The 23,751-nt window shown below is 63.9% G+C and carries 21 protein-coding genes; 8 read left to right on the forward strand and 13 right to left on the reverse strand.

Annotation, left to right across the window (positions count from 1 at the left end; all coding sequences use genetic code 11):
- Nucleotides 1-205 precede the first annotated feature (205 nt).
- Both NYR54_RS04985 and mdoH read left to right on the forward strand, forming a co-directional pair.
- Complete coding sequence (locus NYR54_RS04985; RefSeq protein ID WP_261514508.1) at nt 206-1,798, forward strand: OpgD/OpgG family glucan biosynthesis protein; 1,593 nt, start codon at nt 206-208, stop codon at nt 1,796-1,798.
- Nucleotides 1,799-1,984: 186 nt separating this feature from the next.
- The gene (gene mdoH / locus NYR54_RS04990; protein WP_261514509.1) at nt 1,985-3,772 is read left to right on the forward strand and encodes a glucans biosynthesis glucosyltransferase MdoH; all 1,788 of its coding nucleotides are present in this window, start codon (nt 1,985-1,987) and stop codon (nt 3,770-3,772) included.
- A 98-nt stretch (nt 3,773-3,870) separates the two neighbouring features.
- On the opposite strand, the gene lysA is transcribed toward mdoH, so the two are convergent.
- The 3 genes from lysA to argH form a co-directional block, all read right to left on the reverse strand.
- Entirely contained in the window at nt 3,871-5,136 is a 1,266-nt protein-coding gene (gene lysA, locus NYR54_RS04995) for a diaminopimelate decarboxylase (protein ID WP_261514510.1), read from the reverse strand.
- A gap of 103 nt (nt 5,137-5,239) precedes the next feature.
- Nucleotides 5,240-5,443, reverse strand: a complete 204-nt coding sequence (gene lptM / locus NYR54_RS05000) for an LPS translocon maturation chaperone LptM (RefSeq protein ID WP_261514511.1) — start codon at nt 5,441-5,443, stop codon at nt 5,240-5,242.
- Nucleotides 5,444-5,478: 35 nt separating this feature from the next.
- Nucleotides 5,479-6,900, reverse strand: coding sequence for an argininosuccinate lyase (gene argH, locus NYR54_RS05005; RefSeq protein ID WP_261514512.1), 1,422 nt, complete (start codon nt 6,898-6,900; stop codon nt 5,479-5,481).
- Between the two features lie 34 nt (nt 6,901-6,934).
- Between argH and tlpA the strand changes: the two genes are divergently transcribed.
- Together tlpA and NYR54_RS05015 are read left to right on the forward strand one after the other, a co-directional pair.
- Entirely contained in the window at nt 6,935-7,600 is a 666-nt protein-coding gene (gene tlpA / locus NYR54_RS05010) for a thiol:disulfide interchange protein TlpA (RefSeq protein ID WP_261514513.1), read from the forward strand.
- A gap of 54 nt (nt 7,601-7,654) precedes the next feature.
- Nucleotides 7,655-8,014, forward strand: coding sequence for an MliC family protein (locus NYR54_RS05015; protein ID WP_261514514.1), 360 nt, complete (start codon nt 7,655-7,657; stop codon nt 8,012-8,014).
- 3 nt (nt 8,015-8,017) lie between these two features.
- Here NYR54_RS05015 and NYR54_RS05020 read toward each other — a convergent pair whose 3' ends face one another.
- On the reverse strand, nt 8,018-9,121 hold the full coding sequence (locus NYR54_RS05020; protein WP_261514515.1) for an autotransporter outer membrane beta-barrel domain-containing protein: 1,104 nt from the start codon (nt 9,119-9,121) through the stop codon (nt 8,018-8,020).
- A 358-nt stretch (nt 9,122-9,479) separates the two neighbouring features.
- Between NYR54_RS05020 and NYR54_RS05025 the strand changes: the two genes are divergently transcribed.
- A complete protein-coding gene (locus tag NYR54_RS05025) occupies nt 9,480-11,765 on the forward strand; it encodes an acyl-CoA dehydrogenase (protein WP_261514516.1) in 2,286 nt (761 codons plus the stop codon).
- A gap of 97 nt (nt 11,766-11,862) precedes the next feature.
- Here the strand turns inward: NYR54_RS05025 and NYR54_RS05030 are convergent, their stop codons facing one another.
- The 4 genes from NYR54_RS05030 to ftsE form a co-directional block, all read right to left on the reverse strand.
- Entirely contained in the window at nt 11,863-12,660 is a 798-nt protein-coding gene (locus NYR54_RS05030; RefSeq protein WP_261514517.1) for a lysophospholipid acyltransferase family protein, read from the reverse strand.
- Nucleotides 12,661-12,742: 82 nt separating this feature from the next.
- Nucleotides 12,743-13,432 carry a YdcF family protein gene (locus NYR54_RS05035; protein WP_261514518.1) on the reverse strand — a complete coding sequence of 230 codons (690 nt, stop codon included), beginning with the start codon at nt 13,430-13,432 and terminating at the stop codon, nt 12,743-12,745.
- A 99-nt stretch (nt 13,433-13,531) separates the two neighbouring features.
- Entirely contained in the window at nt 13,532-14,533 is a 1,002-nt protein-coding gene (locus NYR54_RS05040) for a cell division protein FtsX (protein ID WP_261514519.1), read from the reverse strand.
- A complete protein-coding gene (gene ftsE, locus NYR54_RS05045) occupies nt 14,526-15,185 on the reverse strand; it encodes a cell division ATP-binding protein FtsE (protein ID WP_261514520.1) in 660 nt (219 codons plus the stop codon). The genes NYR54_RS05040 and ftsE overlap by 8 nt, the downstream gene beginning before the upstream one ends.
- A gap of 132 nt (nt 15,186-15,317) precedes the next feature.
- On the opposite strand from ftsE, the gene NYR54_RS05050 reads away from it, so the two are divergent.
- From NYR54_RS05050 to NYR54_RS05060, 3 genes are read left to right on the forward strand one after another with little or no spacing between them, the layout of a single operon-like run.
- The gene (locus tag NYR54_RS05050) at nt 15,318-15,935 is read left to right on the forward strand and encodes a hypothetical protein (RefSeq protein WP_261514521.1); all 618 of its coding nucleotides are present in this window, start codon (nt 15,318-15,320) and stop codon (nt 15,933-15,935) included.
- A gap of 6 nt (nt 15,936-15,941) precedes the next feature.
- Nucleotides 15,942-16,484 (forward strand): hypoxanthine phosphoribosyltransferase, encoded by a 543-nt coding sequence (gene hpt, locus NYR54_RS05055; RefSeq protein ID WP_261514522.1) that lies wholly within the window; start codon nt 15,942-15,944, stop codon nt 16,482-16,484.
- 52 nt (nt 16,485-16,536) lie between these two features.
- A complete protein-coding gene (locus tag NYR54_RS05060; protein ID WP_261514523.1) occupies nt 16,537-16,902 on the forward strand; it encodes a response regulator in 366 nt (121 codons plus the stop codon).
- Between the two features lie 135 nt (nt 16,903-17,037).
- Here NYR54_RS05060 and groL read toward each other — a convergent pair whose 3' ends face one another.
- The 5 genes from groL to NYR54_RS05085 form a co-directional block, all read right to left on the reverse strand.
- Complete coding sequence (groL, locus tag NYR54_RS05065) at nt 17,038-18,666, reverse strand: chaperonin GroEL (protein WP_261514524.1); 1,629 nt, start codon at nt 18,664-18,666, stop codon at nt 17,038-17,040.
- A gap of 45 nt (nt 18,667-18,711) precedes the next feature.
- Complete coding sequence (locus NYR54_RS05070; RefSeq protein WP_261514714.1) at nt 18,712-19,029, reverse strand: co-chaperone GroES; 318 nt, start codon at nt 19,027-19,029, stop codon at nt 18,712-18,714.
- A 352-nt stretch (nt 19,030-19,381) separates the two neighbouring features.
- Complete coding sequence (locus tag NYR54_RS05075) at nt 19,382-21,913, reverse strand: TIGR02302 family protein (RefSeq protein WP_261514525.1); 2,532 nt, start codon at nt 21,911-21,913, stop codon at nt 19,382-19,384.
- Nucleotides 21,914-22,026: 113 nt separating this feature from the next.
- Nucleotides 22,027-22,662, reverse strand: coding sequence for an alpha/beta hydrolase (locus NYR54_RS05080; RefSeq protein ID WP_261514526.1), 636 nt, complete (start codon nt 22,660-22,662; stop codon nt 22,027-22,029).
- A gap of 4 nt (nt 22,663-22,666) precedes the next feature.
- Nucleotides 22,667-23,596, reverse strand: coding sequence for a VOC family protein (locus NYR54_RS05085; RefSeq protein WP_261514527.1), 930 nt, complete (start codon nt 23,594-23,596; stop codon nt 22,667-22,669).
- Nucleotides 23,597-23,751 lie beyond the last annotated feature (155 nt).

Genomic DNA, 23,751 nt, shown 5'->3' on the forward strand with positions numbered 1-23,751 from the left:
AGGCACATAGGCGCGGAAGCCTTCCGGCCGCTTCAGATGGGCGGAGTCGCGGCATGGCTGATCGCATCATCTTCTGTAACGTTTCGTCGCGGAATTTGAGGGATCGCGCCTCAACCTTTTCCAACTCAGCGGATTGTTTGCCCGGGTTCTTCAAAAGGGGAACGGCGCAGCGTTCCGCGCATCTCCATATCTGAGCAGGAATCACATGCACCGACGTACTTTCCTTGTTTGCGGGGGCAAGGCGCTGTTGGGGGCTGCTGCCCTCATGAGCACCGCGGCCATCGCCCAGCAGCCAGGCGGCGACCCCGCCGCCGGCGCGGAAGAGGGCACACCTTTCTCGTTTGATCAGCTGACCGCAATGATGAAGGAGCGGGCCGGCCAGCCATTCGAGCCTTCGCAGGAGGAACTGCCGGAGGTGATCGCCCGCCTCACCTATGACGAGCACCGGGCGATCCGCTACAGGCCGGATCAGGCCGTCTGGAAGGGCGAGGCGCCGTTCGAGCTGCAGGCTTTTCACCCCGGCTGGCTGTTCAAGCAGCCGGTGCATCTGTACGTGGTGGAAAACGGCCGCGCATCACCCCTTGAGTTCAACAGCGGCGTGTTCGAATACCGCAAGCCGCTGGACGCGCAGGCTTTCTCGGGCGTGGAGCTGCCCGGCGTGGCGGGTTTCCGCCTGCATTATCCGCTCAACAGGCCGGACGTCATGGACGAGCTGGTCGCCTTCCTGGGCGCCAGCTATTTCCGCGCGCTCGGGCGCGGCAATCTCTACGGCCTGTCGGCTCGCGGGCTCGCGGTCAACACGGCCACATCCGTGGGCGAGGAGTTTCCGGTCTTCACCAACTTCTGGATCGAAAAGCCTGGCCCGCAGGACGAGTCCATCCGCCTTTACGCCGCGCTCGACAGCGCCAGCGTGGCGGGCGCCTATGCCTTTACCATCACCCCCGGCCAGAACACGGTAATGGAGGTGACCGCGCGGCTGTTCATCCGCCGCGATATCGAACGTCTTGGCATTGCGCCCATGACCTCCATGTTCCTGTTTGCCGAAAACAACAGAAGCGCCTTCGACGACTATCGCGGCCAGGTGCATGACAGCGACGGGCTGAAGATCATCCGCGCCAATGGCGAGGAGGTCTGGCGCAACCTCAACAATCCGAGCGAACTCGCCAACTCGTTCTACATCGAGACCAGCCCCAAGGCTTTCGGCCTCTTCCAGCGCGACCGCGACTTCGACCACTATCAGGATGCCGGTGCGGGCTATCAGCGTCGGCCGTCGCTCCTGGTCGAGCCGCTCGGAGATTGGGGCAAGGGGGCGATCAACCTTGTCGAACTGCCGACGGAGCTCGAGATCAACGACAACATCGTCGCCTTCTGGATTCCGGAAGGCGAGATCAAGGCCGGCCAGGAGCTGGAATACAGCTACCGCCTCACCTGGGGCTCGATCGAGGAGCCCACGGGTGAATATGCGCGCGTGACGGCGCTGCGCACCGGCATCGGCGGCACCTCCGGCGTGGAGGAGAAGGCCGAGCACCTGCGCAAGTTCGTCGTCGATTTCGAGGGCGACATCCTCAAGAACGTTTCCTCGGAACAGAAGATCGAAGCGGTCGTTTCGGCAAGTCGCGCCGAGATCGTGCACACCACCGTGTCGCCGATCCAGGCCAATGGCGCCTGGCGCCTCGTGATCGATCTTGTTCCCGAAAGCGATGCGCCGGTGGAACTGAGCGGCTACCTCAGTCTGAACGGACTGCGGCTCTCTGAAATCTGGACCTATCAGTGGAGAAGGACAGATGGACAATCCTGAGAACGTATCCGCGATGCGCCGCGTTCTTCGTGAGAGCGAGTTGCCTGCTGCACCCATGGCGATGCCGGAGCAGGTGCTGGCACGCCCGCGGGTGATACGGGTGTTGCTTCTCAGGCCTCTCCTTGACTGGCTGACACCAAGATAGGCCGGACCGCCCAAAGGGCGGTCCCTAACGGAGTCTGGTCCATGCTGAGTGTGCGGCGCGTTCTGTCGCTGTCCTTTGCCCTCGTGACCGCGGCAGCTGCCAGTCTGCTGGCTGTGGGCTATTTCCAGTCCGACGGGCTGCAATGGCTTGATCTCGTGCGCGTCGTGTTGCTGGCGATCAGCACCGCGTGGCTTGCCTGGGGGGCGGTTCTCGCCCTCAATGGGCTTGCGACTTTGCGCGGCCGCAGGGCGTACCGGCTCGATGAGCCGGTTACTGCAACAACGGCGGTGCTGGTGCCGATCTACAATGAAGATCCGGCGAAGACCTTCTCGCATGTGGCAGCCATGGCCCGGAGCCTGGAGCGCGCGGGTGCCGCGTCGCGTTTCGACTTCGCCATCCTGTCGGATACCAATGACGAGCGCATCGCGGCCAAGGAGGAATTCTGGCTCGTGCGGCTGAAGGAGGAGGTGGGCGATGCCTGCCGGATCTTCTATCGCCGCCGCACGGCCAATATCGGCAAGAAGGCCGGTAATATCGCCGATTTCATCAAAACTTCCGGCGCCCTCTACGATTATCTCATCATCCTCGATGCCGATAGCCTGATGGAAGGCGAGACGATGATGGAGATGGTACGGCGCATGGAGGCGGACCCGAAGCTCGGCCTACTGCAGAGCTTGCCCAAGGTGATCCGCGCGCGCTCCTTCTTCGGTCGCGCGATCCAGTTCTCCGCTTCCTATTACTCGCCGGTCTACGCGCGCGGCCTTGCCATGCTGCAGGGGCGGGAAGGTCCGTTCTGGGGGCACAACGCCATCGTGCGCACGCGCGCCTTTGCTGGAAGCTGCGGCCTGCCGCAGCTTTCCGGGAAACCGCCCTTCGGCGGCCACATCCTTTCCCACGACTATGTCGAGGCTGCTCTTCTCGCGCGCAACGGCTGGGAGGTGCGGATCGACCCTGATCTGGACGGCTCGTTCGAGGAAGGGCCCGACAATGTCATCGATTATGCCAAGCGCGACCGGCGCTGGTGTCAGGGCAATCTGCAGCATGCGCGCATTCTGTCCGCGCCTGGGCTGAAGGGCTGGAACCGATTTGTTTTCGTGCAGGGCATCATGGCCTATGTGGCCGCGCCTCTTTGGGCGCTGTTCCTTGCGGCCAGCATCGTCGCTCCGGCCATGAAGGTGATCCCGGACTATTTCCCGGTGCCGGGGCTGCCCGTGTTTCCGCGCGTCGAACAGGCGAATGCGCTTGCGCTGCTGACGGGCGTGCTCGGCCTTCTCATCGGGCCGAAGCTCCTCATCCTGATCGACGGCATGCTTACCGGCCGGAACCGCCGCTTTGGCGGAACGCTGCGCTGCCTCGTAAGTGTAGCGGCGGAGATTGCCTGCACGAGCATCCTCGCGCCGGTGATGATGCTGTTCCAGACGAAGGCCGTGGGCGAAGTGCTGGCCGGGCTGGATGCGGGCTGGCCGGCCGCCGATCGCGAGGCAGGGCGTGTCGGCATAGCGGAAGCCTGGGCGGCGAGCTGGTGGATCGTGGTGGCTGGACTCCTGACGGCCGGTGCAGCCTACCGGCTTGCGCCGGACTACCTGCCGTGGGTGATGCTCATCGCGGCACCCCAGTTGGCAGCGCCGCTCATCATCAGCTTGACCTCCTATGCCGCGACGGCGCTTGGAAGACGTACGGGGCTGTTCATGACGGCCGAGGAGCTTGCGCCTTCCACCGTTATGGATTTGCAGCAGGAGGTGCTAGCGCGCTGGCGCGCCGGTGTTGCGGACGCGGGAGCTGGTCTTGCCCGGGCCGGCGCGCCGGCCGAAACCGAGAGCAGCCGGTAAGCACCACCCTTCCTTTCCCCGCACGCCGCGACCATCGGCCGGATGATCTTCCGCGGTCCCGCCCGTTGGAAGGGCTCGCGCGCTTCTGATTATGGGCCTTACAGCCAATCGGGGAGGGAATCGAGGCCGATGAGGTCCTCGTAGCTGAGGCGCGGCCGCACGACGTGGAACCTGTCGTCCTTGACCAGCACCTCGGGAACGAGCAGACGGGAATTATAGGTGCTCGACAGCACCGCCCCGTAGGCGCCCGCCGTGGCGACGGCGATCAGGTCGCCCGACTTCATTGCAGGCAAGGTGCGGTCCTGCGCCAGAAAATCGCCGGTTTCGCAGACGGGCCCCACGACATCGACGGTGAGGCGTGGCGTCTCCGGTGCCGGTTCGCGAACGGGACGGATGGCGTGATAAGCGTCGTAAAGCGTGGGACGGATGAGGTCGTTCATCGCCGCGTCGACGATGAGGAAGTTCTTGGCCTCGCCCTCCTTCAGATAAAGGACCTCCGACACCAGAATGCCGGCATTGGCCGCAATCAGCCGCCCCGGCTCCAGGATGGCCTTTACGCCAAGCCGCTCCACATGCCTGCGGACGACCGCGGCATAGGCTTCCGGATGCGGCGGCTCCTCGGCGTCGTCGCGGTAGGGCACGCCGAGGCCGCCGCCAAGATCCACATGGTCGATCGCGTGGCCGTCGGTGCGAAGCGTCTCCGTCAGCTCCGTCAGAAGCGCGAAAGCCTGATCGAAGGGCGCCAGATCGGTGATCTGGCTGCCGATATGCATGTCGATTCCGGTGACGCGAAGCCCGGGCAGGACGGCCGCGCGGGCATAGGCCGCTCGCGCGTCCTTCCAGCTGATGCCAAACTTGTTCTCCGCCTTGCCGGTGGAGATCTTCCGGTGCGTCTTTGCGTCCACGTCAGGATTGATGCGTAGGGAAACCGGCGCTTCCAGCCCGAGGGCGGTGGCGCGGGCGGAAAGCAGCTCCAGTTCCGGAAGGGACTCCACGTTGAAGCAGAGGATTCCGGCTGAAAGCGCAAAGTCCATTTCGCGCGCCGTCTTGCCGACGCCGGAAAACAGGATTTTCCCGGCAGGAATACCGGCGGCGAGCGCGCGTCGCAACTCGCCTTCCGAAACCACATCGGCGCCCGCGCCCAGATTGGCCAGCGTCTTGATGACGGCCTGATTGGAGTTGGCCTTCATCGCGTAGCAGACGAGCGAATCGATGCCGGCTAGCGCTTCGGAGAAAACACGGTAGTGCCGTGTGAGCGTGGCTGTCGAATAGCAGTAGAAGGGCGTGCCGACCTTTGCCGCGATCTGCGGTATCGGCACGTCCTCGGCATGAAGTATGCCGTCGCGATACTTGAAATGGTTCACCGGCAGGACCTTCCCGAATGTCGCCTGATTGTTATGGCCTGGGCGAAGCGCTATTCCCTGGATTGACGATGAGGGGTGTGGCCAACAGGGTTTGGCCGCACAATCAGATTAGACGGTCGAGAATGAACGGGCGGTCGCGGACCGGCGGTTCGGGCGCGGGCGGCAGCGGCTCGTCATTCCGCTCGGCCTCCTCCCTCGCTTCAACCGCGGCCTGATAGGGCGTGTCAAGCGGGCCCTTGCGGCCGCAGGCGGCAAGCCCGACGGAAAGGCCGAGCAGGAGAAATGTGAGCGTTCTGCGGACCGTCATCGCGAAATCCATTCTCGAAGGTCTGTCGTCGCGTTCTAGCGGTTTTTGTGCGGGCGTGCATCCCGTTTCAGGCGCTTTCGCCACGCACGGATCTGTTTGCGCACCTCCGAGGGCGCGGTGCCCCCATAGGACGTGCGGCTCTTCACCGAATTGGCAACCGACAGAACGGAATAGACACCCTCGGTGATGGCGGGATGAATGGCCTGCAGGTCGGCCAGCGGAAGCTTTTCCAGCCCGCATTTTTTCTCTTCCGCAAGCGCTACGGCGCGACCCGTGACGTGGTGCGCCTCGCGGAAGGGCAGGCCAGCCTCGCGCACCAGCCAGTCGGCAAGGTCGGTCGCGGTGGAAAAGCCCGCGCCCGCCGCCTTGCGCATGGCGGCCGCGTTCACCTCCATGTCGCCTACCATGCCGGTCATGGCCGCCAGCATCAGGTCGAGCGTTTCGGCGGCATCGAATACCGCCTCCTTGTCCTCCTGCATGTCCTTGGAATAGGCGAGCGGCAGGCCCTTCATAACCGTCAGCAGCCCGATCAGGTGGCCGTTGACGCGCCCCGTCTTGGCGCGGATTAGCTCCGCTGCATCCGGGTTCTTCTTCTGCGGCATGATGGAGGAGCCGGTAGAGAACGCGTCGGAAAGGCGGATGAAGCCGAATTGCGGCGTCGACCAGATGACGATCTCCTCCGCGAGCCGCGACAGATGCGTGGCGCAGATGGCGGCAACAGCGAGAAATTCCAGCGCGAAGTCGCGGTCGGACACCGAATCGATGGAATTTCGAGTGGGCTCGCGGAAGCCCAGCGCTTCCGCCGTCATGTGCCGATCGATGGGAAAGCTTGTGCCGGCAAGCGCGGCAGCTCCCAGCGGGCATTCGTCGAGCCGCGCGATTGCGTCACGTACCCGCGAGCGGTCGCGGCCGAACATCTCCACGTAGGCCATCAGATGGTGCCCGAAGGTGACCGGCTGGGCCGCCTGCAGGTGCGTGAAGCCGGGCATGACGGTTGCCGCGTGCTCCTCCGCGCGGGAAAGGAGGGCCTCGATCAGCCGCCCAAGCGCGGCATCGATGCGCTGCAGTTCCTCCTTCACCCAAAGCCGGAAATCGACCGCCACCTGATCGTTGCGCGAGCGCGCCGTGTGCAGCCGTCCGGCCGCCGGCCCGATCAGCTCGGCAAGCCTCGCCTCCACATTCATGTGGATGTCCTCGAGCTTTGTCGAGAACGCGAACTTGCCTTCCTCGATCTCTGCCAGGATCGCGTTCAGACCCTCGGCGATCTTCTTTTCGTCTTCCGCCGAAATTATGCCGGTTTTCGCCAGCATGGCCGCGTGCGCCAGGCTGCCGCGGATATCCTGCGCGTAGAGCTTGCGGTCGAAGCCGATGGATGCGTTGATTGCCTCCATCACGGCGTCGGGGCCTGAGGCAAAACGTCCGCCCCACATACGGTTGCTGGCTTTCTCTTGGCTCATTTGTGATAACCGGGCGCTGGAAATGGTGTCAGAAATGCCGAAGTGGAATTTGCCAGCGTTTCGCCTGATCGCGCTCGCTGCGGTCGCAGGCGTTCTCGCCGGGGTAACCGCCCTATACGTGATGGGCGGGCCGGCTGGCAACCTGGGTGCGGAAATGGGCGGCGAGACCGCCTGTGCGGCCAAGGCTGAAAAGGTGACGGCTCTCGAGCCCGCCATTGGCGGAGAGGTGGCGGCTATGCTGCCGGCTGATCCGCCGCGCTCCATGAGCGGCCTGAGCTTTACCGGGCCGGATGGCAAGGCCATGACGCTTGCGGACTTTGCCGGCAAGACGCTGCTGCTTAATCTCTGGGCGACCTGGTGTGCGCCCTGCCGCCATGAAATGCCGGCGCTCGATGCGCTGCAGAGCGAGATGGGTCCGGACCGCTTTGAGGTCGTCGCCGTCAACATCGACCGTGGCGGCGATGAAAAACCCAAGGCCTTCCTGCAGGAGATCGGCATTCAATCGCTCGCCTACTATCGCGACGCGTCGACCGGTATCTTCAACGAGCTGAAGAAAGGCGGGCTTGCGCTCGGCCTGCCGGTCACGCTTCTGGTGGACGCGGATGGCTGTCTTCTTGCGCACATGAACGGCCCGGCCGAATGGGCGAGCGAGGATGCCAAGCGCCTGATTAAGGCTGCTCTGCCTGCCGGAGAGAGCTGACCCATTTGTGCTGGCCCGTCTTGCGTTTATGCTTGCCGGCAAAGGAGGTCTTTCATGCGCTCATTCGTTCTCGTCCTCATAGCCGGATCGGGCTTTACCGCCTTTGCCGGCAGCGCCGCTGCCAAAATCACGATCCAGCTTCCGGTGGATGCGCCCGCCGATCATTTCCAGGTCTCTTATGATTGCGGCGGACAGAGCATGACGGTGGAATACGTCAATGCGGGGCCGGTTTCGCTCGCGGTTTTCTCCCATGAAGGCGAACCGGTGGTGGCGGCCAATGTGATCGCCGCTTCCGGCGCGCGTTATGCGGGCGGGCGCTTCGTGTGGTGGACGAAGGGGCAGGCAGGCTCTCTCTACGACGTCACGCAAGGCGAGGACGCCGCGCCCATTGCCGAATGCCAGGAGAAATCCTGACCGTCAGAAGCTCAGCTTGAAGCGGGCGGACACTTTCTGCTGCGGGTGAAAATCGGCCATCACGGAGGAAAGCGAATATTCCGCGCGCATGTTGGCGCGGTCGCTGATCGCCCAGTCGAGGCCCGTGCGCGCGGCAACCTTGCCTGAGCGGCTGCGCGAGAAGGTCATGGCACGTTCCGCTGATCCTTCAGCCACAGCGGATGTCCGTTGCGTGGTGCGCGACACCTCTACCGTCACATGCTGCGTCATGGTGCCCTTCCGCATGCGCGCGGAGGTCTCGCCGCGAATGCCGAGGGCAAAATTGAGCTGCTCTGAGGAAGCCGAACCGCTGGTGGGTTCGCCGGTGCCGGCCCGCCGAGAGGTATCGAGCTTCATTTTCTGGAAGTCAGCCTGTCCATATGAGCGGAACCGGAAGCGGCCGCGTTCGAGCTTCCTGCTGTAGCGCGCCTGTCCGAAGAACTGGTTGGCGGAGCCGTTACCGGAAAATGGGGACGCTGCACCGGATTGGCCGTCCAGATATGAGCCGTGCGAAGCCCCGATGGCGAGGTCAAGATAGGTATCGCGCGAAGTCGTCAAACTGCCATAGAGCGTGTTGGAGAGACTTTGCGCCGATAGCGTGCCTTCCGCGCCGAAGCCCGTTCTGCCGAAGGCCGCGCCGGTGGCATTTCCGATGAGCAGGCGAGGATTCAGCCTCAGATCGCCGCCAAAAGCCACTCCATTGCTGTAAACGCCCGAGCGGCGCGGGTCCTCGGCTCTGGCGCTGTCCAGCGTGACGTCGCCCGCGAACCAGACACCGCCGCGCCGTGTGCGCCGTTCCTTCTCGGGCGCAAGCAGATGCTGTGTTTCGAAGGCCGCGCTCTTTTCCTTCGAGCGGCCGGTGAACCGAATCGTGAGCGAGCTTGAATGAATGTTGCGGCCTTCCGCGCGCAGCCCGCGTGTGCCGTCCAACCGGCCTTGGACCAGCCCGAGCTGCCGTGAGGCGGCACTGGCAGTCTTGTCCCGCTGTGCCGAAAGTGCAGCGAGATTGACGGCGGGATCGATCACCATCCCGTTATCGGCCGCGATGCTTTGCCCGCCAGCCGCGATTAAAAGGATTGCCGCCGCCATAGGTAACGAATGTCTGAAACCCCACAGAACCATGGCTCCGCCTCGCCACGAAATGATTCGATGACCGTCCCCACGCTCGGCTTTCGGTCGTGCTTTCCGGCTAACTCCCCTCGCGTTTTCTTACAATACGTAACATTGCGATATTGAAGCTTTGCGACTCCCGTGTGACCGATCCGCCATAGTGGCGGATGGAACCGGGCGCGAAGCGGTTCATTCGGGGTCTGGCAATTTCAGGAAAAGTGGCTACCGGCTTCCGCCCCGGAATTGCGGGAAATCAAAAACTTAGATCGTTCGTTGTTTCCATGAAACGCCGAAATGATCTAATCTCCCGCGGAGGGGACAGAGAGGAAAGAGCGCCATGGGATTTCGCCGCGACCATGTCACCCGACCGATCTTCCGATGGGCCAGAGGCGTCATGCCGCTGATTTCGGAGACGGAGCGCGAGGCGATCGATGCCGGCACGGTCTGGTGGGACGGGGCGCTGTTTACTGGGAATCCGGACTGGAACGAGCTTCTTTCCCTGCCGCCCGCGAAGCTCTCGCCGGAAGAGCAGGCCTTCATGGACGGCCCTGTGCGGACTTTGTGCTCGCTGGTCGATGACTGGACGCTCAACTGGCGCGACCGCGATCTGGCCCAGTCTGTCTGGGACTACATGCGGCGCGAGAAATTCTTCGGCATGATCATTCCGAAGAAATATGGCGGGCTCGGCTTTTCAAACTATGCCCATTCCGAGGTGGTGCGTACTGTTTCCTCCGCCAGCGTCGTGGCGGGCGTGACCGTCATGGTGCCCAACTCGCTCGGGCCCGGCGAACTCCTGATGCATTTCGGCACGGAGGGACAGCGCGAATACTGGCTGCCCCGGCTTGCCGACGGACGTGAAATCCCGTGCTTCGCGCTCACCTCGCCACATGCGGGCTCCGACGCCGCCGCCATGACCGATACCGGCGTGGTGGAATACGGCACCTGGGAGGGGAAGAAGACGCTAGGCGTCCGGCTCAACTTCCACAAGCGCTACATCACCTTGGCGCCTGTCGCCACGGTGATGGGCCTCGCCTTCAAGATGTACGATCCGAACAACCATCTGGGCCGCGGCAAGGAGCTGGGAATCACCGTCGCGCTGCTTCCCACCGACACGCCTGGCATCTCCCGTGGCGAGCGGCACGTTCCGCTCTTCACCTTCTTCCAGAACGGCCCGCTCCGTGGCAAGGACGTGTTCGTGCCGCTCGACCACATCCTGGGCGGGGAAGCGCAGATCGGCCAGGGCTGGACCATGCTCATGACCGCGCTTGCGGCGGGTCGCAGCATCTCGTTACCCTCCCAGTCGGCGGCGTCAGCCGCCATGGCCGCGCGCGTCAGCGGCGCCTATGCGCGGGTGCGTACCCAATTCAATCTTCCCATAGGGCTGTTCGAGGGGGTACAGGAGCCGCTCGCCGAGATCGCGGGGAACGCCTATCTGATCGATGCCGCGCGGCGGCTCACGCTGGCCGCCCTAGACCAGGGCCATCGGCCTTCGGTTCTTTCTGCGATCATGAAATATCACGCCACGGAACGCATGCGCCGCTCGCTCACGCATGCCATGGACATCCATGGTGGAAAAGGAATCATCGACGGACCGCGCAATTATCTGGCGAGCAGCTACCGAGCGCTTCCGATCGGAATCACGGTGGAAGGCGCCAATATTCTTACCCGCAATCTGATGATTTTCGGCCAGGGCGCCATCCGCTCGCATCCCTTCATGCTGAAGGAGATGCTGGCGCTTTCCGACGAGGACCCCGAGCGCGGGCTTTCAAGCTTCGACGAGGTTTTCTGGAAGCACGTCGCCCACGCTTTCAAGACGGCTGGACGGGCCTTCTTGCGCGGCTGGACGGGCGGTCTGCTCGGCACGGCTCCGGACGGAGCGGCCATGCCGCGCTACTGGAAAAAGCTGTCGCGGCACGCTGCGGCCTTCGCCCTGACGGCGGATCTTGCGCTTCTCACTCTGGGCGGCTCGCTCAAGCGCAAGGAACTTATATCGGCGCGGCTGGGCGATATTCTGGCGGAGCTCTATTTTCTGGGAGCGGTGCTGAAGCGCTTCGAGGATGAAGGCCGGCAGCCGGAGGATAGCGTTATCGTCGATTATCTGATGCAGCAGGGCGAAAGCCGCATCGGCGCGGCCTTCCGCGGCGTGTTCGACAATCTACCCGCGCGGTGGGCCGCATGGCTTGCCCGGATCATCGCCTATCCGCTGGGGGTACCCGAACCTGTCCCCTCCGACCGACAGATCGGTCGGCTTGCGGAAATCCTCATGCGGCCTTCCGCCCAGCGCGAACGCCTGACGCCGGGCCTCTATCTGGGCGAAGGTCACGCCGAGCACCCCCTGAAGGATCTGGAAGAAGCCTTCGAGCTGGCGAGCGGATGCGCGCATATCGAGAAGAAGATGCGCGCGGCCGGCGTGCGGGACGCGGACGAGGCGCTGCAGAACGGGATCATTTCACAGGCGGAGCGCGAATCGCTCAGGTGCGCGGCCGAAGCGGTGGAAAAGGTTCTGGCCGTGGATGCCTTCCCGATGGAGGAGATTTCTCCCATCGCCGCCCAGCACCGGAAAGAGAGAGCTGCACCGCCGCGCGGAACGCGGAAAAGCCAACTCGTCCAGCCCGAGACTTGACCGACAGCTTTGCCCTACAGGCAGAGAGGCAGAATGGCGCTGAATGCTGTGGCGGGGAGCCGGATATTTTGCTGCTTCGGGCAGCCGACAAACGCCATCAGCCCTGCGCAGGTCCCCTTTGTGCAAGCTCGGCAAGGCGGCGCCGGGCCGTCTCCGGCAGGGGAGGGGGATTGGGGCCCTTGGCCGCTTCCACCAGAAGGGCGTCGCACGCCGCCTCCGTCTCGCGGATGAGACGTTCCTGGAACTCCTGGCGAGACAGGCCGGGCTCGATCGGTGGCAGGAAGCGGGCGCGGATAGTGCCGGGATAACGCATGAACTTCCGGCGCGGCCAGTAAAGGCCGGCCACATGAGCGATCGGAACCACCGGAACCTGTAGTTGCGTGTAGAGCTCCACGATGCCGTATTTGTAGGCGGGCTCGGCGCCCGGCGGGCGGCGTGTGCCCTCGGGATAGATTATGAGCTGGCGCCCCTCCTTCATGCGCTCGCGCCCGATCGTCACGGCCTGCCGCAGCGCCTTGGACCGGCTTCCGCGATCGATGGGGATCATGCGCATCTTCGCCACATACCAGCCGAAGAGCGGGATCCACATCAGCTCGCGCTTGAGGATGTAAACCGCGTCAGGAATCCAGGGCAGGAATGCGATCGTATCCCAGAGCGACTGATGCTTCGGCGCGATGATGCACGGTCCGTCGGGCAGATTCTCCTGTCCGGTGATTTCCACACGCGTGCCGGCCAGCACCTTATGCAGCCACAGGCTGGAGGCGGCCCAAGCCTTTGGAATGAACCAGGCGCGCTTGCGCGGCAGCAGGAAATAGATCGGCATCCAGAAAATCATCTGGACGATCAGGTTCGCATAAAACGCGAGATTGAAGGCTAGAGAGCGCAGGAAGAGCATGCACGAACCCGGGACGAGAAGGCGAGCCCGTTCGTTACCTCAAAGCGTGGCGTTCGGCAAAGCCCGGAATTGAGGGCGGGCGCTAGTTGCTCACGACGGTTGCCTGAATCTTCCCGAAAGCAGGGGCGGTTTGGCTTGGCAGCAGGCCTCGCGCCAGCGCGGCCACATATTTGGTGTATTCGGTTATGAGGACGCGCAGCGCGTCCGGATCGGTCACCCAGCTGCCGTCGGTCAGCGGCGAATTCACCACGGGATAGGGCTGGAGGTCCGTGTCAGGCAGGATGCGCCGCATCTCCAGCAGGCTGCGCGGCATATGGTAGTTGTTGGTGACGACAATGATGCTGCCATAGGTGTTGGCGCTTGCCCACTTGGCGCTTTCCTCGGCATTGCCGACCGTGTTCAGGGCGACTCGGTCGATGTCCACGCAGCAGTTGAAAAGGGATCGTTCGCTGCCCGTCGCCAGCCGCAGATCGTCCACGCGGGCCGCCGGATTGACCCCGCTGATGAGCAGCCGCTTCCCCTTTCCCGCCTTGAGAAGATCAAGCCCCGTATCGATGCGCGACTGGCCGCCCGTCAGCACCACGATGCCATCGGCAGGGGCCAGCGCGGCTGGAGGCTGAAGCTGCGCCACATGGATGGCGAAGACGGCAAATCCCACAACAAAGGCGATGACGCAGAGACCGGAAAGGGCAAGCACCACGCGCGCCAGACGCTTTGCGACATGGTATCGGCTACGGGGTATACCCTCTCCTGTGCAGGTGGTTTCAGTCATCCGCCTAGCGATACTCCGCAAATACGGCGAGGGCCAGATGAGGCCGGGCACCCGTACGCACAAAAGATTGCGGCGGGTAGCCGTGCGTGAGCTCGGACCTCATGTCTCTATTCGCCTCAAATAGGCGATCACCGTGACGTGCGTCGTCGTCGCGGTCAAGGCTGCAATGAGCAGCACCACCAGACCCACCCCAAGATAGCCCGACAGGCCGATGGCGAAATTGCCGAACAGCGCGGCGGCCTGGTCGCCTTCCGGCGTGCCGATGTTGCGGGACGACCACCAGGAAAACACCACGAACACGATGATGGCCGCGATGCCGCCGACGGCCGCGCCGCGCGAGCCGGCAAGAAGGAAGTGCCGGCGGAACTGCCGGGCGATGAAGGACGCTTCCGCGCCCACGAAATGCAGCACCTCGATGACGTGGCCGTTGCCGGCCATGGCGCCGCGCGTGGCGAAGATGACTGTCAGCGCGGTTGCCGAGAGCATGAGCGCCAGCACCGCCATCCCGATGGTCACCGTTGTGCGGGCCATGGCCACCAGCCGGTCCACCCAGGTGCGGTGATCGTCGAGCACGGCATTCGGCACGGCCTGCGCCAGCTCTGCCCGCATGGCCTCGAAGTCGGGCCGGTTTACCGGGTCAATGGTGACAATGATGAGCCGGGGCACGGGCAGCTCATCCATGTTCAGTGCCGGTCCCAGCCACGGTTCGAGCAGGCGCTGGGTAGCCTCGCGGCCGACGATCTCCACGCTGCGCACCCCGCTATAGCCGGCGGCCACGGCGCGGGCCCTGGCCAGCGCCTCCTCCATGTCGAGACCCTCCGCGGGTTTGATCTGGATGGTCGCCTCACGCGCGATCTGTGTTTGCCATGTGGCGGCGGTGTCGCGTACCAGCGTCACGGCGCCGAGCGTCAGGCAGGAGAGGAAGGTCATGATGGCGATGACGAGCACCATCGCGCGCCCGGCGACATTGTCGGGGGGCACGATGGGCGTCTGTTTGCGGGCGAGCCTGTTGTTCGCCTGCCGTTTCACCCCGGCCTCGATCCTTTCCCTGAGGCGTGCCAGCTTGCTTCTGGCGATCGCTCCTGTGCCGGCCTTAATCATAGATTTCCAGCCTCCCGCCGGAAAGCACCATGCGCCGCGCCTCCACCTGGTCCATTAGCCCGATATCGTGGGTGGCTATGACGACGGCGGTTCCCATGCGGTTGAGCTCGATCAAAAGCCTGAGAAGCCGCCGCGCAAGCTGCGGGTCCACATTGCCCGTGGGCTCGTCCGCAAGCAGGATGCGCGGCTGCTCGATGAGGGCGCGGGCGATCGCGGCGCGCTGCTTCTCGCCGCCCGAAAGCACGGGCGGCAGCACATGCATGCGGTCGCCCAGCCCAACCCACTTCAAAAGCTCCACCACATCGCTGCGATAGGAAGCTTCCTCGCGCCCCCGCACCCGCAGCGGCAGAGCGACATTCTCATAGGTGGTGAGATGATCGAGCAGGCGAAAATCCTGGAACACGACGCCGATCTTCCGCCGGATCATCGGCAGTTCGTCGCGGGTGATCCGCGACCGGTCCTTGCCGAAGATGGTGATCAGCCCCCGCGTCGGTTTCAGCGACAGGAAGAGCAGGCGCAGGAGGGTTGTCTTTCCCGATCCAGAGGGGCCGCTCAGGAACTGGAACGAGCGTTCGGGAAGAAAGAAGGAGACGTCGCGGAGCACCTCCGGACCCATCCCGTATCTCAGGCCTACATTCTCGAAGCGGATCACCTGATCGACCTGCCTTGCCTTAGATGCCTGGGACTAACGCCGCCGCGGGGCGGCCCAATCGCGAAGCATTAACCATTTTCGTCTAGCCCGGAATACCCGGGATCGGAAGGACGGTTCGCCCGAAATGCGGAAATGAGAAGTGGACAGCCCGTTTCAGGCGAAATTCTGGCTGCGTCTCGCGCGGGCGGTGGATATGAGGTCAACGCCGCGCGCGAGGACGTGGTGGACGCTGAGTACGAAACACTGCGGGGGCCGGATGCGGCGGGCGCGAAGAGATATTCGGCGCTTAGCAGCGCGCCGTCCGCAATCACGGGCCTCGACATCCTGCGCGGGGACGGCTGCCATGCCGGTTCCCGTCTCTGGAGGCGTGGAGCCTTCGGTGCGCTCGGGCTTGCCGGAGTATTGGTAATCTGGATTGTCGGTGGTCAGACGATGTTTGGCCTGCCGGCCAAGAGCGGCACAGAAGCTGCGGCGCTCGACATTTCAACGGTAAGAAGCAGGCTGGAGACGATCGGCGGCCGCACGGTGCTGGTGGTGGACGGCGCGGCGGTCAACAGAAGCGGGCGGGAGACACCGCTTCCCGACCTTTTCATCAACATTGTGAACGGCAAAGGGGAGCCCATGCACTATTTATTGGGGACAAACGGTGTGCTGCTTTCTGCCGGCGAGCGCTTTGCCTTCTTCAGCCGCCTTGCTGCGCCTAAGGAAGGCGTGCATTCCGTTTCGGTAACATTCAGGCCTGGAAAGTGACAGACAATGCCCGTGGTCCGCGGCAAGCAAATAGAAGTCCTTTATTCCGCCTCCGCGATCGCGCGGCGCAACTTGGAACTGGCAAAGGAGGTCGCCGCGCGCGACTACCACGACCTGCTGGTGGTCTCGATCCTCAAAGGTTCGTTTATCTTCGCCGCCGATCTCATCCGGGCCATGTATGACGCGGGGATATCGCCCGAGGTGGAGTTCATGATGATCTCCAGCTATGGCGCCGGCACCACCAGCGGAGAGATCAAGGTGCTGCGCGACATCGAAGGCAATGTGAACGGCCGGGACGTCCTGCTCATCGATGACATTCTGGAATCGGGCAAGACGCTGAAATTCACCCGCGACCTGATGCTGTCGCGCGGTGCAAGGTCCGTCTCGATAGCCGTCCTTCTCGACAAGCGTTCCCGCCGGCAGGCAAGCGTTGAGGCGGATTTCGTGGGCTTTGAGTGCCCAGATTACTTCGTCGTGGGTTACGGCATGGATGTGGCGCATGCCTTCCGCGAATTGCCGTTCGTGGGTGTGGTGAGAGGCGATGCCTGAAACGCGTCGCGCGTTCAGCGAACCGTAAGATTTGGTCGCGATAGTTCCGCGCATGGCCAGACTCCTCATTGTTGAAGATGACGATTCCGTCCGTTCATTCACCGCCCGCGCGCTTGCGGCCGCGGGCTATGAGATTGAGACCGCCGAAGACGGGCTCGACGGGCTCGAGAAGATCAAGAAGGCTCAAGGGGCCTTCGATCTCGTGCTGTCCGATATCCGCATGCCGGCAATGGACGGCATCGAGATGGCGCGCACGGCGGCGAAGGTCTATCCTGGCCTTCGGCTCCTGCTGATGACCGGATTCGCCGATCAACGCGAACGGGCCGTGGAGCTCGACGGCACCGTGGCGGGCGTCGTCAACAAGCCTTTCAGCCTCGCGGAAATCCGCGAACGGGTGGGCAAGGTGCTGGCGGAGTAAAGCGGACCTGCTAAAGGCCTCTGCGTTTATGCCCAGAGCGACTTGAGGCCAGAACCGTTTCAATCCCTGTTCTCAGGCAACAAAAAGCGCGGCCGGGAAACCGGCCGCGCTGCTTTTGGATGGGATTGGGCTTTTTTAGAAGTCCATCCCGGCGCTCGAAGGCATGCCGGGCTGGGACTCCTTCTTCGGCTTCTCCGCCACCATGGCCTCCGTGGTGATCAGGAGGCCGGCAACGGACGCCGCGTCCTGAAGGGCCGTCCGCACCACCTTCAGCGGGTCGATCACGCCCATGGAGAAGAGATCGCCATACTCGCCGGTCTGCGCGTTCCAGCCATAGCCGAAATCGCTCTTCTCGCGGACCTTGCCCACGACGATGGAACCTTCCTCGCCCGCATTCTCGGCGATCTGGCGGATCGGGGCTTCGATGGCGCGGCGGACGATATTGACACCAACCCGCTGGTCATCGTTCTCAACCGAGATGTTGTCGAGCACCTTGCCGGCGCGCAGAAGCGCCACACCGCCACCCGGCAGCAGGCCTTCCTCGACCGCCGCCCGCGTCGCGTGCATGGCATCGTCCACGCGGTCCTTGCGCTCCTTCACTTCGACCTCGGTGGCGCCGCCGACGCGGATCACCGCAACGCCGCCGGCGAGCTTGGCCAGCCGCTCCTGCAGCTTCTCGCGGTCATAGTCGGAGGTGGTCTCCTCGATCTGGGCCTTGATCTGGTTGATGCGGCCCTTGATCTCGTCCTTGGAGCCGGCACCGTCCACGATGGTGGTGTTCTCCTTGTCGATCACCACCTTTTTGGCGCGGCCGAGCATCTCAAGCGTGACATTCTCGAGCTTGATGCCGAGATCCTCGGAGATGGCCGTGCCGCCGGTCAGGATCGCGATGTCCTGCAGCATGGCCTTGCGGCGGTCGCCGAAGCCCGGCGCCTTCACGGCAGCAACCTTGAGGCCGCCGCGCAGCTTGTTGACCACGAGGGTGGCCAGCGCCTCGCCCTCGACATCCTCGGCGATGATGAGCAGCGGCTTGCCGGACTGCACCACCGCCTCGAGGACAGGCAGCATGGACTGCAGGTTGGAGAGCTTCTTCTCGTGGATCAGCACGTAGGGCTCTTCGAGCTCGACGCGCATCTTCTCCTGATCGGTGATGAAGTAGGGCGAGAGATAGCCGCGGTCGAACTGCATGCCCTCGACCACCTCGAGCTCCGTCTCGGCGGTCTTGGCCTCCTCGACCGTGATCACGCCCTCATTGCCGACCTTTTCCATCGCCTGGGCGAGAAAGCGGCCGATCTCCTGGTCGCCGTTGGCCGAGATGGTGCCGACCTGGGCGATCTCGTCATTCTTGGTGACCTTGCGGGCGTTCTTCTTCAGCTCCTCCACCACGGCGTCGACCGCCTTGTCGATGCCGCGCTTCAGGTCCATCGGGTTCATGCCCGAGGCGACAGCCTTGGCGCCTTCCTTGACGATGGCCTGGGCAAGAACGGTCGCAGTGGTGGTGCCGTCACCGGCGAGGTCATTGGTCTTGGAAGCGACCTCGCGCACCATCTGGGCGCCCATGTTCTCGAACTTGTCCTCAAGCTCGATTTCCTTGGCGACCGTCACGCCGTCCTTGGTGATGCGCGGTGCGCCGAAGCTCTTGTCGAGCACGACATTGCGGCCCTTGGGGCCAAGCGTGACCTTCACCGCATTGGCGAGAATGTCCACGCCACGCAACATTCGCTCACGCGCGTCTGTGTTGAATTTTACGTCCTTGGCAGCCATTTCAGTACTCCACGAAAAGCAAAATCAACGTCCATCAAGCCCGTATTACGCGGCCTTCTTGGCGTCGTCCGACTCCCTGGCAAGGATGCCGAGCACGTCGCTTTCCTTCATAATCAGGAGGTCTTCGCCGTTGATCCGCACCTCGGTGCCGGACCACTTGCCGAAAAGGATCCGGTCGCCGACCTTGACTTCGAGAGGTACGAGGGCGCCTTTTTCATCGCGGCTGCCGGGGCCGACGGCCAACACCTCACCTTCCTGCGGCTTTTCCTTCGCTGTGTCGGGAATGATCACCCCTCCCGCCGTTTTCTCCTCCGCTTCGATGCGGCGGACGACCAGGCGGTCGTGCAAAGGTCGGAACTTCATGTCTTCCTCCTGGGACAAACAATCTTGAACCACCTTGCCGGCCGGTTTTCGGCACGGCGCGCGGCCCGTTGCGGCACCGCGCGCAGAAAATTTGGGCGCGCAGATTCTGGTGTTCAAGAGGTCCGAGAAGAAAATTTAGCACTCTCCTCTATAGAGTGCTAACAGCGGGCCGGTTGGCCGCTAAACCGCGATGCGCTTAGGGTTTGGGCGTCGGGGACTCGTGCCACGATACGCCGAATTTGCCCCTTTCAGGAAGGATGAAGAAGAACCGTCCCGCAGTGTCTCAGCGGACATGCGCATACGATCTTCAGCGAGCGAGGCAAGGCAGGGACGGACCTAACCCCGCCGGCCGTTAGCGCATATCGAGTAGGCGCTCCAGATACTCCCGCTCAAGCTGCGGGCTCAGGGCGTCTCCGAGACGGCGGCGGATCGCCTCAAGGATCTGCCGCGCCCGTTGGGAGTCGATCTCGTCGGGCACCTCGACCGAATCGCCGAAATCCGGCCCTGTGGTCGCCCTCGGCCTGCCGAGCGGATCGCGGCCGAACGTATTCTGCCGCGCGCCGGACATGCCTTCGCCCTGATCGCCCTGCATGGCCTGCTGCATCTGGTTCATCATGTCCTGGGCGCCGCGGCGCAGCGCCTCCAGCGCGCGTCCCTGTTCGCCTACGGCCCGCTCGCCCTGGCCCTCGCCCAGCGCGCCCTCGGCCTCGCCCATGGCCTCGCCAGCCTCGCCAAAGCCTTCGCCGGGGCGGATGCCCATCCCTTCAAGCCCCTGCATCAGGCTTTCAAGCTCACCGCGCAGCTCGCCCTGGCCCTGCTGCAGCCCGCGGAGCGCCTCCGCCAGTTCCTCGGGCGACATGCCCTGGCCCTGGCCTTGCTGACCCTGTTGGCCTTGGCCTTGTTGACCTTGGCCCTGTTGCCCTTGCTGTCCCCGTTGCTGCTGGTCGAGGCGAAACGTCTCGTTCATCAGTTCCTGCTGCCGGCGCATGATTTCACCAAGCCGGTCCATCTGCTGCCGCATTTCGGACTGCTGCCCGCTCTGGCCCGGCTGCCGGCGCATCGCCTGAAGGTTGTTCATCATGTTCTCAAGCTGGGAAAGCAGCTCTTGGGCTTGATCGCGCGCGCCCGATCTGGCCAGGTCCTCGATCTGATCGAGCATGCGCTCCAGATCGTTCTGGCTCATCATTTGCCCGTTCTGGCCTTCGGCGAAGTCCTGGTTCTGCATGGCGCGTTCGGCAAATTCGCGGAGGAATTCCTGCATTGCCGCGCGCAACTCGTCCATCAGCCGGGCGATCTCCTCCTCGCTCGCGCCATCTTCGAGCGCGTTTCTGAGCGCCTCCTGGGCTTGCCTCAGGCGCCGCTCCGCAGCGGTAAGATCGCCGTCCTCAATGAGAAGGGCGACCTCCCACATTTCGTCGACCACCCCGCGCAGGGCGTCGTCGGTCCGGGCCAGAGCCAGGCGGGAGCGCAATGCGGAAAGAAGCAGGAAGTGCGAAGCCTGCTCGAACGTCTCCTCGGGCCAGAGCATCACTGCATCCAGCAGCGCCAGCACGCGGCGCTGCTGTTCGGCATCGAGCGCAAGGAGGCGCCGCTGCTCGATCAGCGCCTTGGCGAGCGGATTGGTGAAAGGCCGTTCCGGCAGGACGAATGTGCGGGCCTCGCTTTTGCCGGTCTGATCCGCGGCATCTGTGGCCGAAAGCACAAGCTCGACCGGCAGGCCGGCCCAGGGATGCTTGGTAAGGTCCTGCGAGGTCTTGGCGGCTTTGTTTCGGCCGCGCGGCACGCTGAGCGGCAGCTCCGGCGGCCCGTAGAGCGGGCGGGCATCGGCGTTTTCCTCCGCCAGCGTGAATTGCGCTTCCGCGCTCACCGCGCCGTAGTCGTCCTCGATCTCGTAGGCAAGCTCAAGCGTGCCGTTCACCGCGCGCTTCGGCTCCTCGGTCAAGCGTATTTCGGGTGGCCGGTCCGGAATGATAACGAAGCGCCAGTCATGGGTGGTGCCGCCGCTTTTGAGGGAGATGGTACCGTCCGCTTCAAGCAGGTGCGAGAAGCGTACGGCCCCCGTAGAATCGGAGGTGTTTCCCGTGGGCGCCTGATCGGGTTCGATGGTCTGCTGCCCGCCGCCATCCTCAAGGAATGCGAGGGTCTCCTCGCCCGAGCCGCCGCTTACTTGGACCATCACCGCGCTGCCCTGCGGCACGGTAAACGCCTGGGTATCGCGATTGACGTCTGCGGTAAGGAAAATCGGCGCGCGAGCCGTATAGGGCGGCGGCGTCACCCAGGCATCGATTCGGGCTGGCGTCGTCTGTGCCATGGCCGGCGGCCGGAAGGCATCCGTCACCCGCCCGCCGTAAGGGCCGGTAGAAAAGGCGAGTGCGGTTATGAAAAGGAGCGCGGCCAGCGCGCGCAGGCCCAGCGGGTCGCGTTCGGGAATCGTCGTGCGCGGCAGGTCGCCCGTCAGCCGGTTCAGCCGTTCGGCCATACGCCGCTGATGCTCCCGCCAGAGCGCAGCGGCGAAGGGATCGTCTTCCTGCCGTGCCAGCCGGTCCGTCTGCGCGCCTAAGGGCGCATGCTCCAGGCGATTCGCCCGCTCGATGCGTCGGTCGATCTCGGCTGCGCTCGGCAGGCGGAAGGTCCTCACCGGCCAGAGCGAGGCGAGGACCACCAGGGCAAATAGGGCAACGAGGCCAATCCGTGCCCAGTCGGGCAGGATGCGAAAGACGCCGAACCACGCAAGACTGAGAAACAGGCTCAGAAGAACAAGGAGCGGCAGGACGAGAGGCCAGAGCCGCTCGACAATAAGGGCAGCCCGCACGACGGCGCGCGTGCGCTTCAGGCGTGCGAGAGGCCGGAAATTCATTGCGCCTTGGGTGCTATGTTCGGCCATGGCCTTTCCAGACTGCGCAACCGGGCGCGAGTAGCCGCGCGGTTGCATCAATCAAGATAACAGTAAACGCGGCAAAGGCGAGGCAGGTTTCGCAGAAGATGCCGCGGATAGCTTCACAAATGCGTTTGCGCACCACCCGGATGGGCGGCGAAGAAGGTCCGTGCCGCCTCGATTTCGCTCGGCCGCATTTCGTGGCCTCCATCGTGCCATGCGATCGTGACAGCCGCGCCCGCGGCTTCCAGATGCGCCTTCAGCCGTTCTGTAAGCGCCGAAGGGCAGATCGGATCGCGCCGTCCGGCTGTCAGCAGCAGCCGCGTCCTGAATGGCCTGGCGGCGATCTCGGGTGCGAAAGGGATGAGCGGATGCATGAGCACCGCCGCGTCGAACAGGCCGGGAACGGCAAAAATCGTGGAAGCCAGGATGTTGGCGCCGTTGGAATAGCCAAGCCCGAAAACGGCGCCCGGTTGTTGCGCCTTCACATGGGCGCGCACGAAGCCCGTCATCTTTTCGGTCGCCCGGGCAAGATCGTCCATGTCGTAGACGCCTTCTCCCGTACGGCGGAAAAAGCGCGCCGCGCCTGCCTCGCTGACGTCGCCGCGCGGGGCGACAATGCCAGCGTGCGGCAGGATTTCTTCGGCCACCGAAAGAAGCTGCCGCTCATCGCCACCCGTTCCGTGAAAAAGGAAGAGAAGGGGCAGGCCGGCTTGTGCCGCTGGTGCCGAATAGTGCAGGTAGGCGTCGATGCTCATGAGCTCAATCCAGCGAAGGCAGATGCGTTTCCAGATAAGGCCTCAGATGCGCGTGCTGGCTGGGCAGCTTCAGGTCCTCGCCCAGATGTGCGGCATCTTCGTCATGGGCGAAACCGGGTTCGTTGGTGGCGATCTCGAACAGCACTCCGCCCGGTGTGCGGAAATAGACGGAGAAGAAATAGTTGCGGTCGATGATGGGCGTCACCGGAATCCTTTCGCGCACCAGCATCTCGCGCACCCTTTTCTGCGTCTCGGTATTGGCGACCGCGAAGGCGATGTGATGCACCGAGCCGCCGCCCTGGCGGGCGGGTGGTACGGAATGGTCCGTCACAAGTTCGACCGCCTGGGCGCCGTTGCCGTCTGGACGCTCCAGACGCTGGCTGTTGCCCTCCTCGCCGGCGGGCCGGTAGCCCATGAAGTGCAGGAGCTCCAGCATAGGGGCCGGGTCTGAAAGCACCATGACGGCGGAGCGGAAGCCGCGTATGGCGCAATCGGCGGGGATTCCGCCTTCCGTCCAAGGCTCGCGTTCGTCCGCCGGCCGTTCGGCAAGGGCGAAGCTGTCGCCGTCGGCTCCTTCAAACAGGAGCCGGCGCTCGCCGAAGATCTCAGTCCGCCGAATTGCGCTTACGTTATGGGAGGTGAGGTGCCTTTCCCAGAAATCGAGACTGCCCTCGGGCACGGAAAAGACCGTCGTGCCCACTTCCCCCGTGCCGCGTGTGCCGCGGACGATATTCGGGAAGGGAAAGTAGGTCAGCACGGTCCCGGGTTGGCCCGTGCCGTTTGCGTAATAGAGATGGTAGACATCCGGTGCGTCGAAGTTCACCGTTTTCTTCACGCGCCTAAGACCAAGGACGCCTTTGGCGAAAGCGTCCGTTTTCACAGCATCCTTCGCCATGGTTGTGATGTGGTGTATGCCTTCTATGGCTTCGAGCATTGTTCGTCTCCTCCCGAGCGGGATGACAGGCTGCGCCTGATTCACACGGTTTCCCGGCGCCAAGGTGCTTGTGGGAACGCACGTCAGAACAACACTGGCAGCTTTTTCGCGCCGTGCAAACGAAAAGCCCCGCCGCGGCGGACCGGGGCGGGGCT

It is taken from the genome of Chelativorans petroleitrophicus, assembly GCF_025398195.1.
Lineage (GTDB): Bacteria > Pseudomonadota > Alphaproteobacteria > Rhizobiales > Rhizobiaceae > Chelativorans > Chelativorans petroleitrophicus.

Coding starts and splice junctions, on each gene's coding strand:
- NYR54_RS04985 (WP_261514508.1), top strand. CDS start 206: ATGCACCGACGTACTTTCCTTGTTTGCGGGGGCAAGGCGCTGTTGGGG.
- lptM (WP_261514511.1), bottom strand. CDS start 5,443: ATGACGGTCCGCAGAACGCTCACATTTCTCCTGCTCGGCCTTTCCGTC.
- NYR54_RS05050 (WP_261514521.1), top strand. CDS start 15,318: ATGAGAAGTGGACAGCCCGTTTCAGGCGAAATTCTGGCTGCGTCTCGC.
- NYR54_RS05025 (WP_261514516.1), top strand. CDS start 9,480: ATGGGATTTCGCCGCGACCATGTCACCCGACCGATCTTCCGATGGGCC.
- tlpA (WP_261514513.1), top strand. CDS start 6,935: ATGCCGAAGTGGAATTTGCCAGCGTTTCGCCTGATCGCGCTCGCTGCG.
- NYR54_RS05035 (WP_261514518.1), bottom strand. CDS start 13,432: ATGACTGAAACCACCTGCACAGGAGAGGGTATACCCCGTAGCCGATAC.
- NYR54_RS05085 (WP_261514527.1), bottom strand. CDS start 23,596: ATGCTCGAAGCCATAGAAGGCATACACCACATCACAACCATGGCGAAG.
- NYR54_RS05040 (WP_261514519.1), bottom strand. CDS start 14,533: ATGATTAAGGCCGGCACAGGAGCGATCGCCAGAAGCAAGCTGGCACGC.
- NYR54_RS05070 (WP_261514714.1), bottom strand. CDS start 19,029: ATGAAGTTCCGACCTTTGCACGACCGCCTGGTCGTCCGCCGCATCGAA.
- NYR54_RS05075 (WP_261514525.1), bottom strand. CDS start 21,913: ATGGCCGAACATAGCACCCAAGGCGCAATGAATTTCCGGCCTCTCGCA.
- NYR54_RS05015 (WP_261514514.1), top strand. CDS start 7,655: ATGCGCTCATTCGTTCTCGTCCTCATAGCCGGATCGGGCTTTACCGCC.
- groL (WP_261514524.1), bottom strand. CDS start 18,666: ATGGCTGCCAAGGACGTAAAATTCAACACAGACGCGCGTGAGCGAATG.
- NYR54_RS05030 (WP_261514517.1), bottom strand. CDS start 12,660: ATGCTCTTCCTGCGCTCTCTAGCCTTCAATCTCGCGTTTTATGCGAAC.
- NYR54_RS05020 (WP_261514515.1), bottom strand. CDS start 9,121: ATGGCGGCGGCAATCCTTTTAATCGCGGCTGGCGGGCAAAGCATCGCG.
- NYR54_RS05060 (WP_261514523.1), top strand. CDS start 16,537: ATGGCCAGACTCCTCATTGTTGAAGATGACGATTCCGTCCGTTCATTC.
- argH (WP_261514512.1), bottom strand. CDS start 6,900: ATGAGCCAAGAGAAAGCCAGCAACCGTATGTGGGGCGGACGTTTTGCC.
- NYR54_RS05080 (WP_261514526.1), bottom strand. CDS start 22,662: ATGAGCATCGACGCCTACCTGCACTATTCGGCACCAGCGGCACAAGCC.
- mdoH (WP_261514509.1), top strand. CDS start 1,985: ATGCTGAGTGTGCGGCGCGTTCTGTCGCTGTCCTTTGCCCTCGTGACC.
- hpt (WP_261514522.1), top strand. CDS start 15,942: ATGCCCGTGGTCCGCGGCAAGCAAATAGAAGTCCTTTATTCCGCCTCC.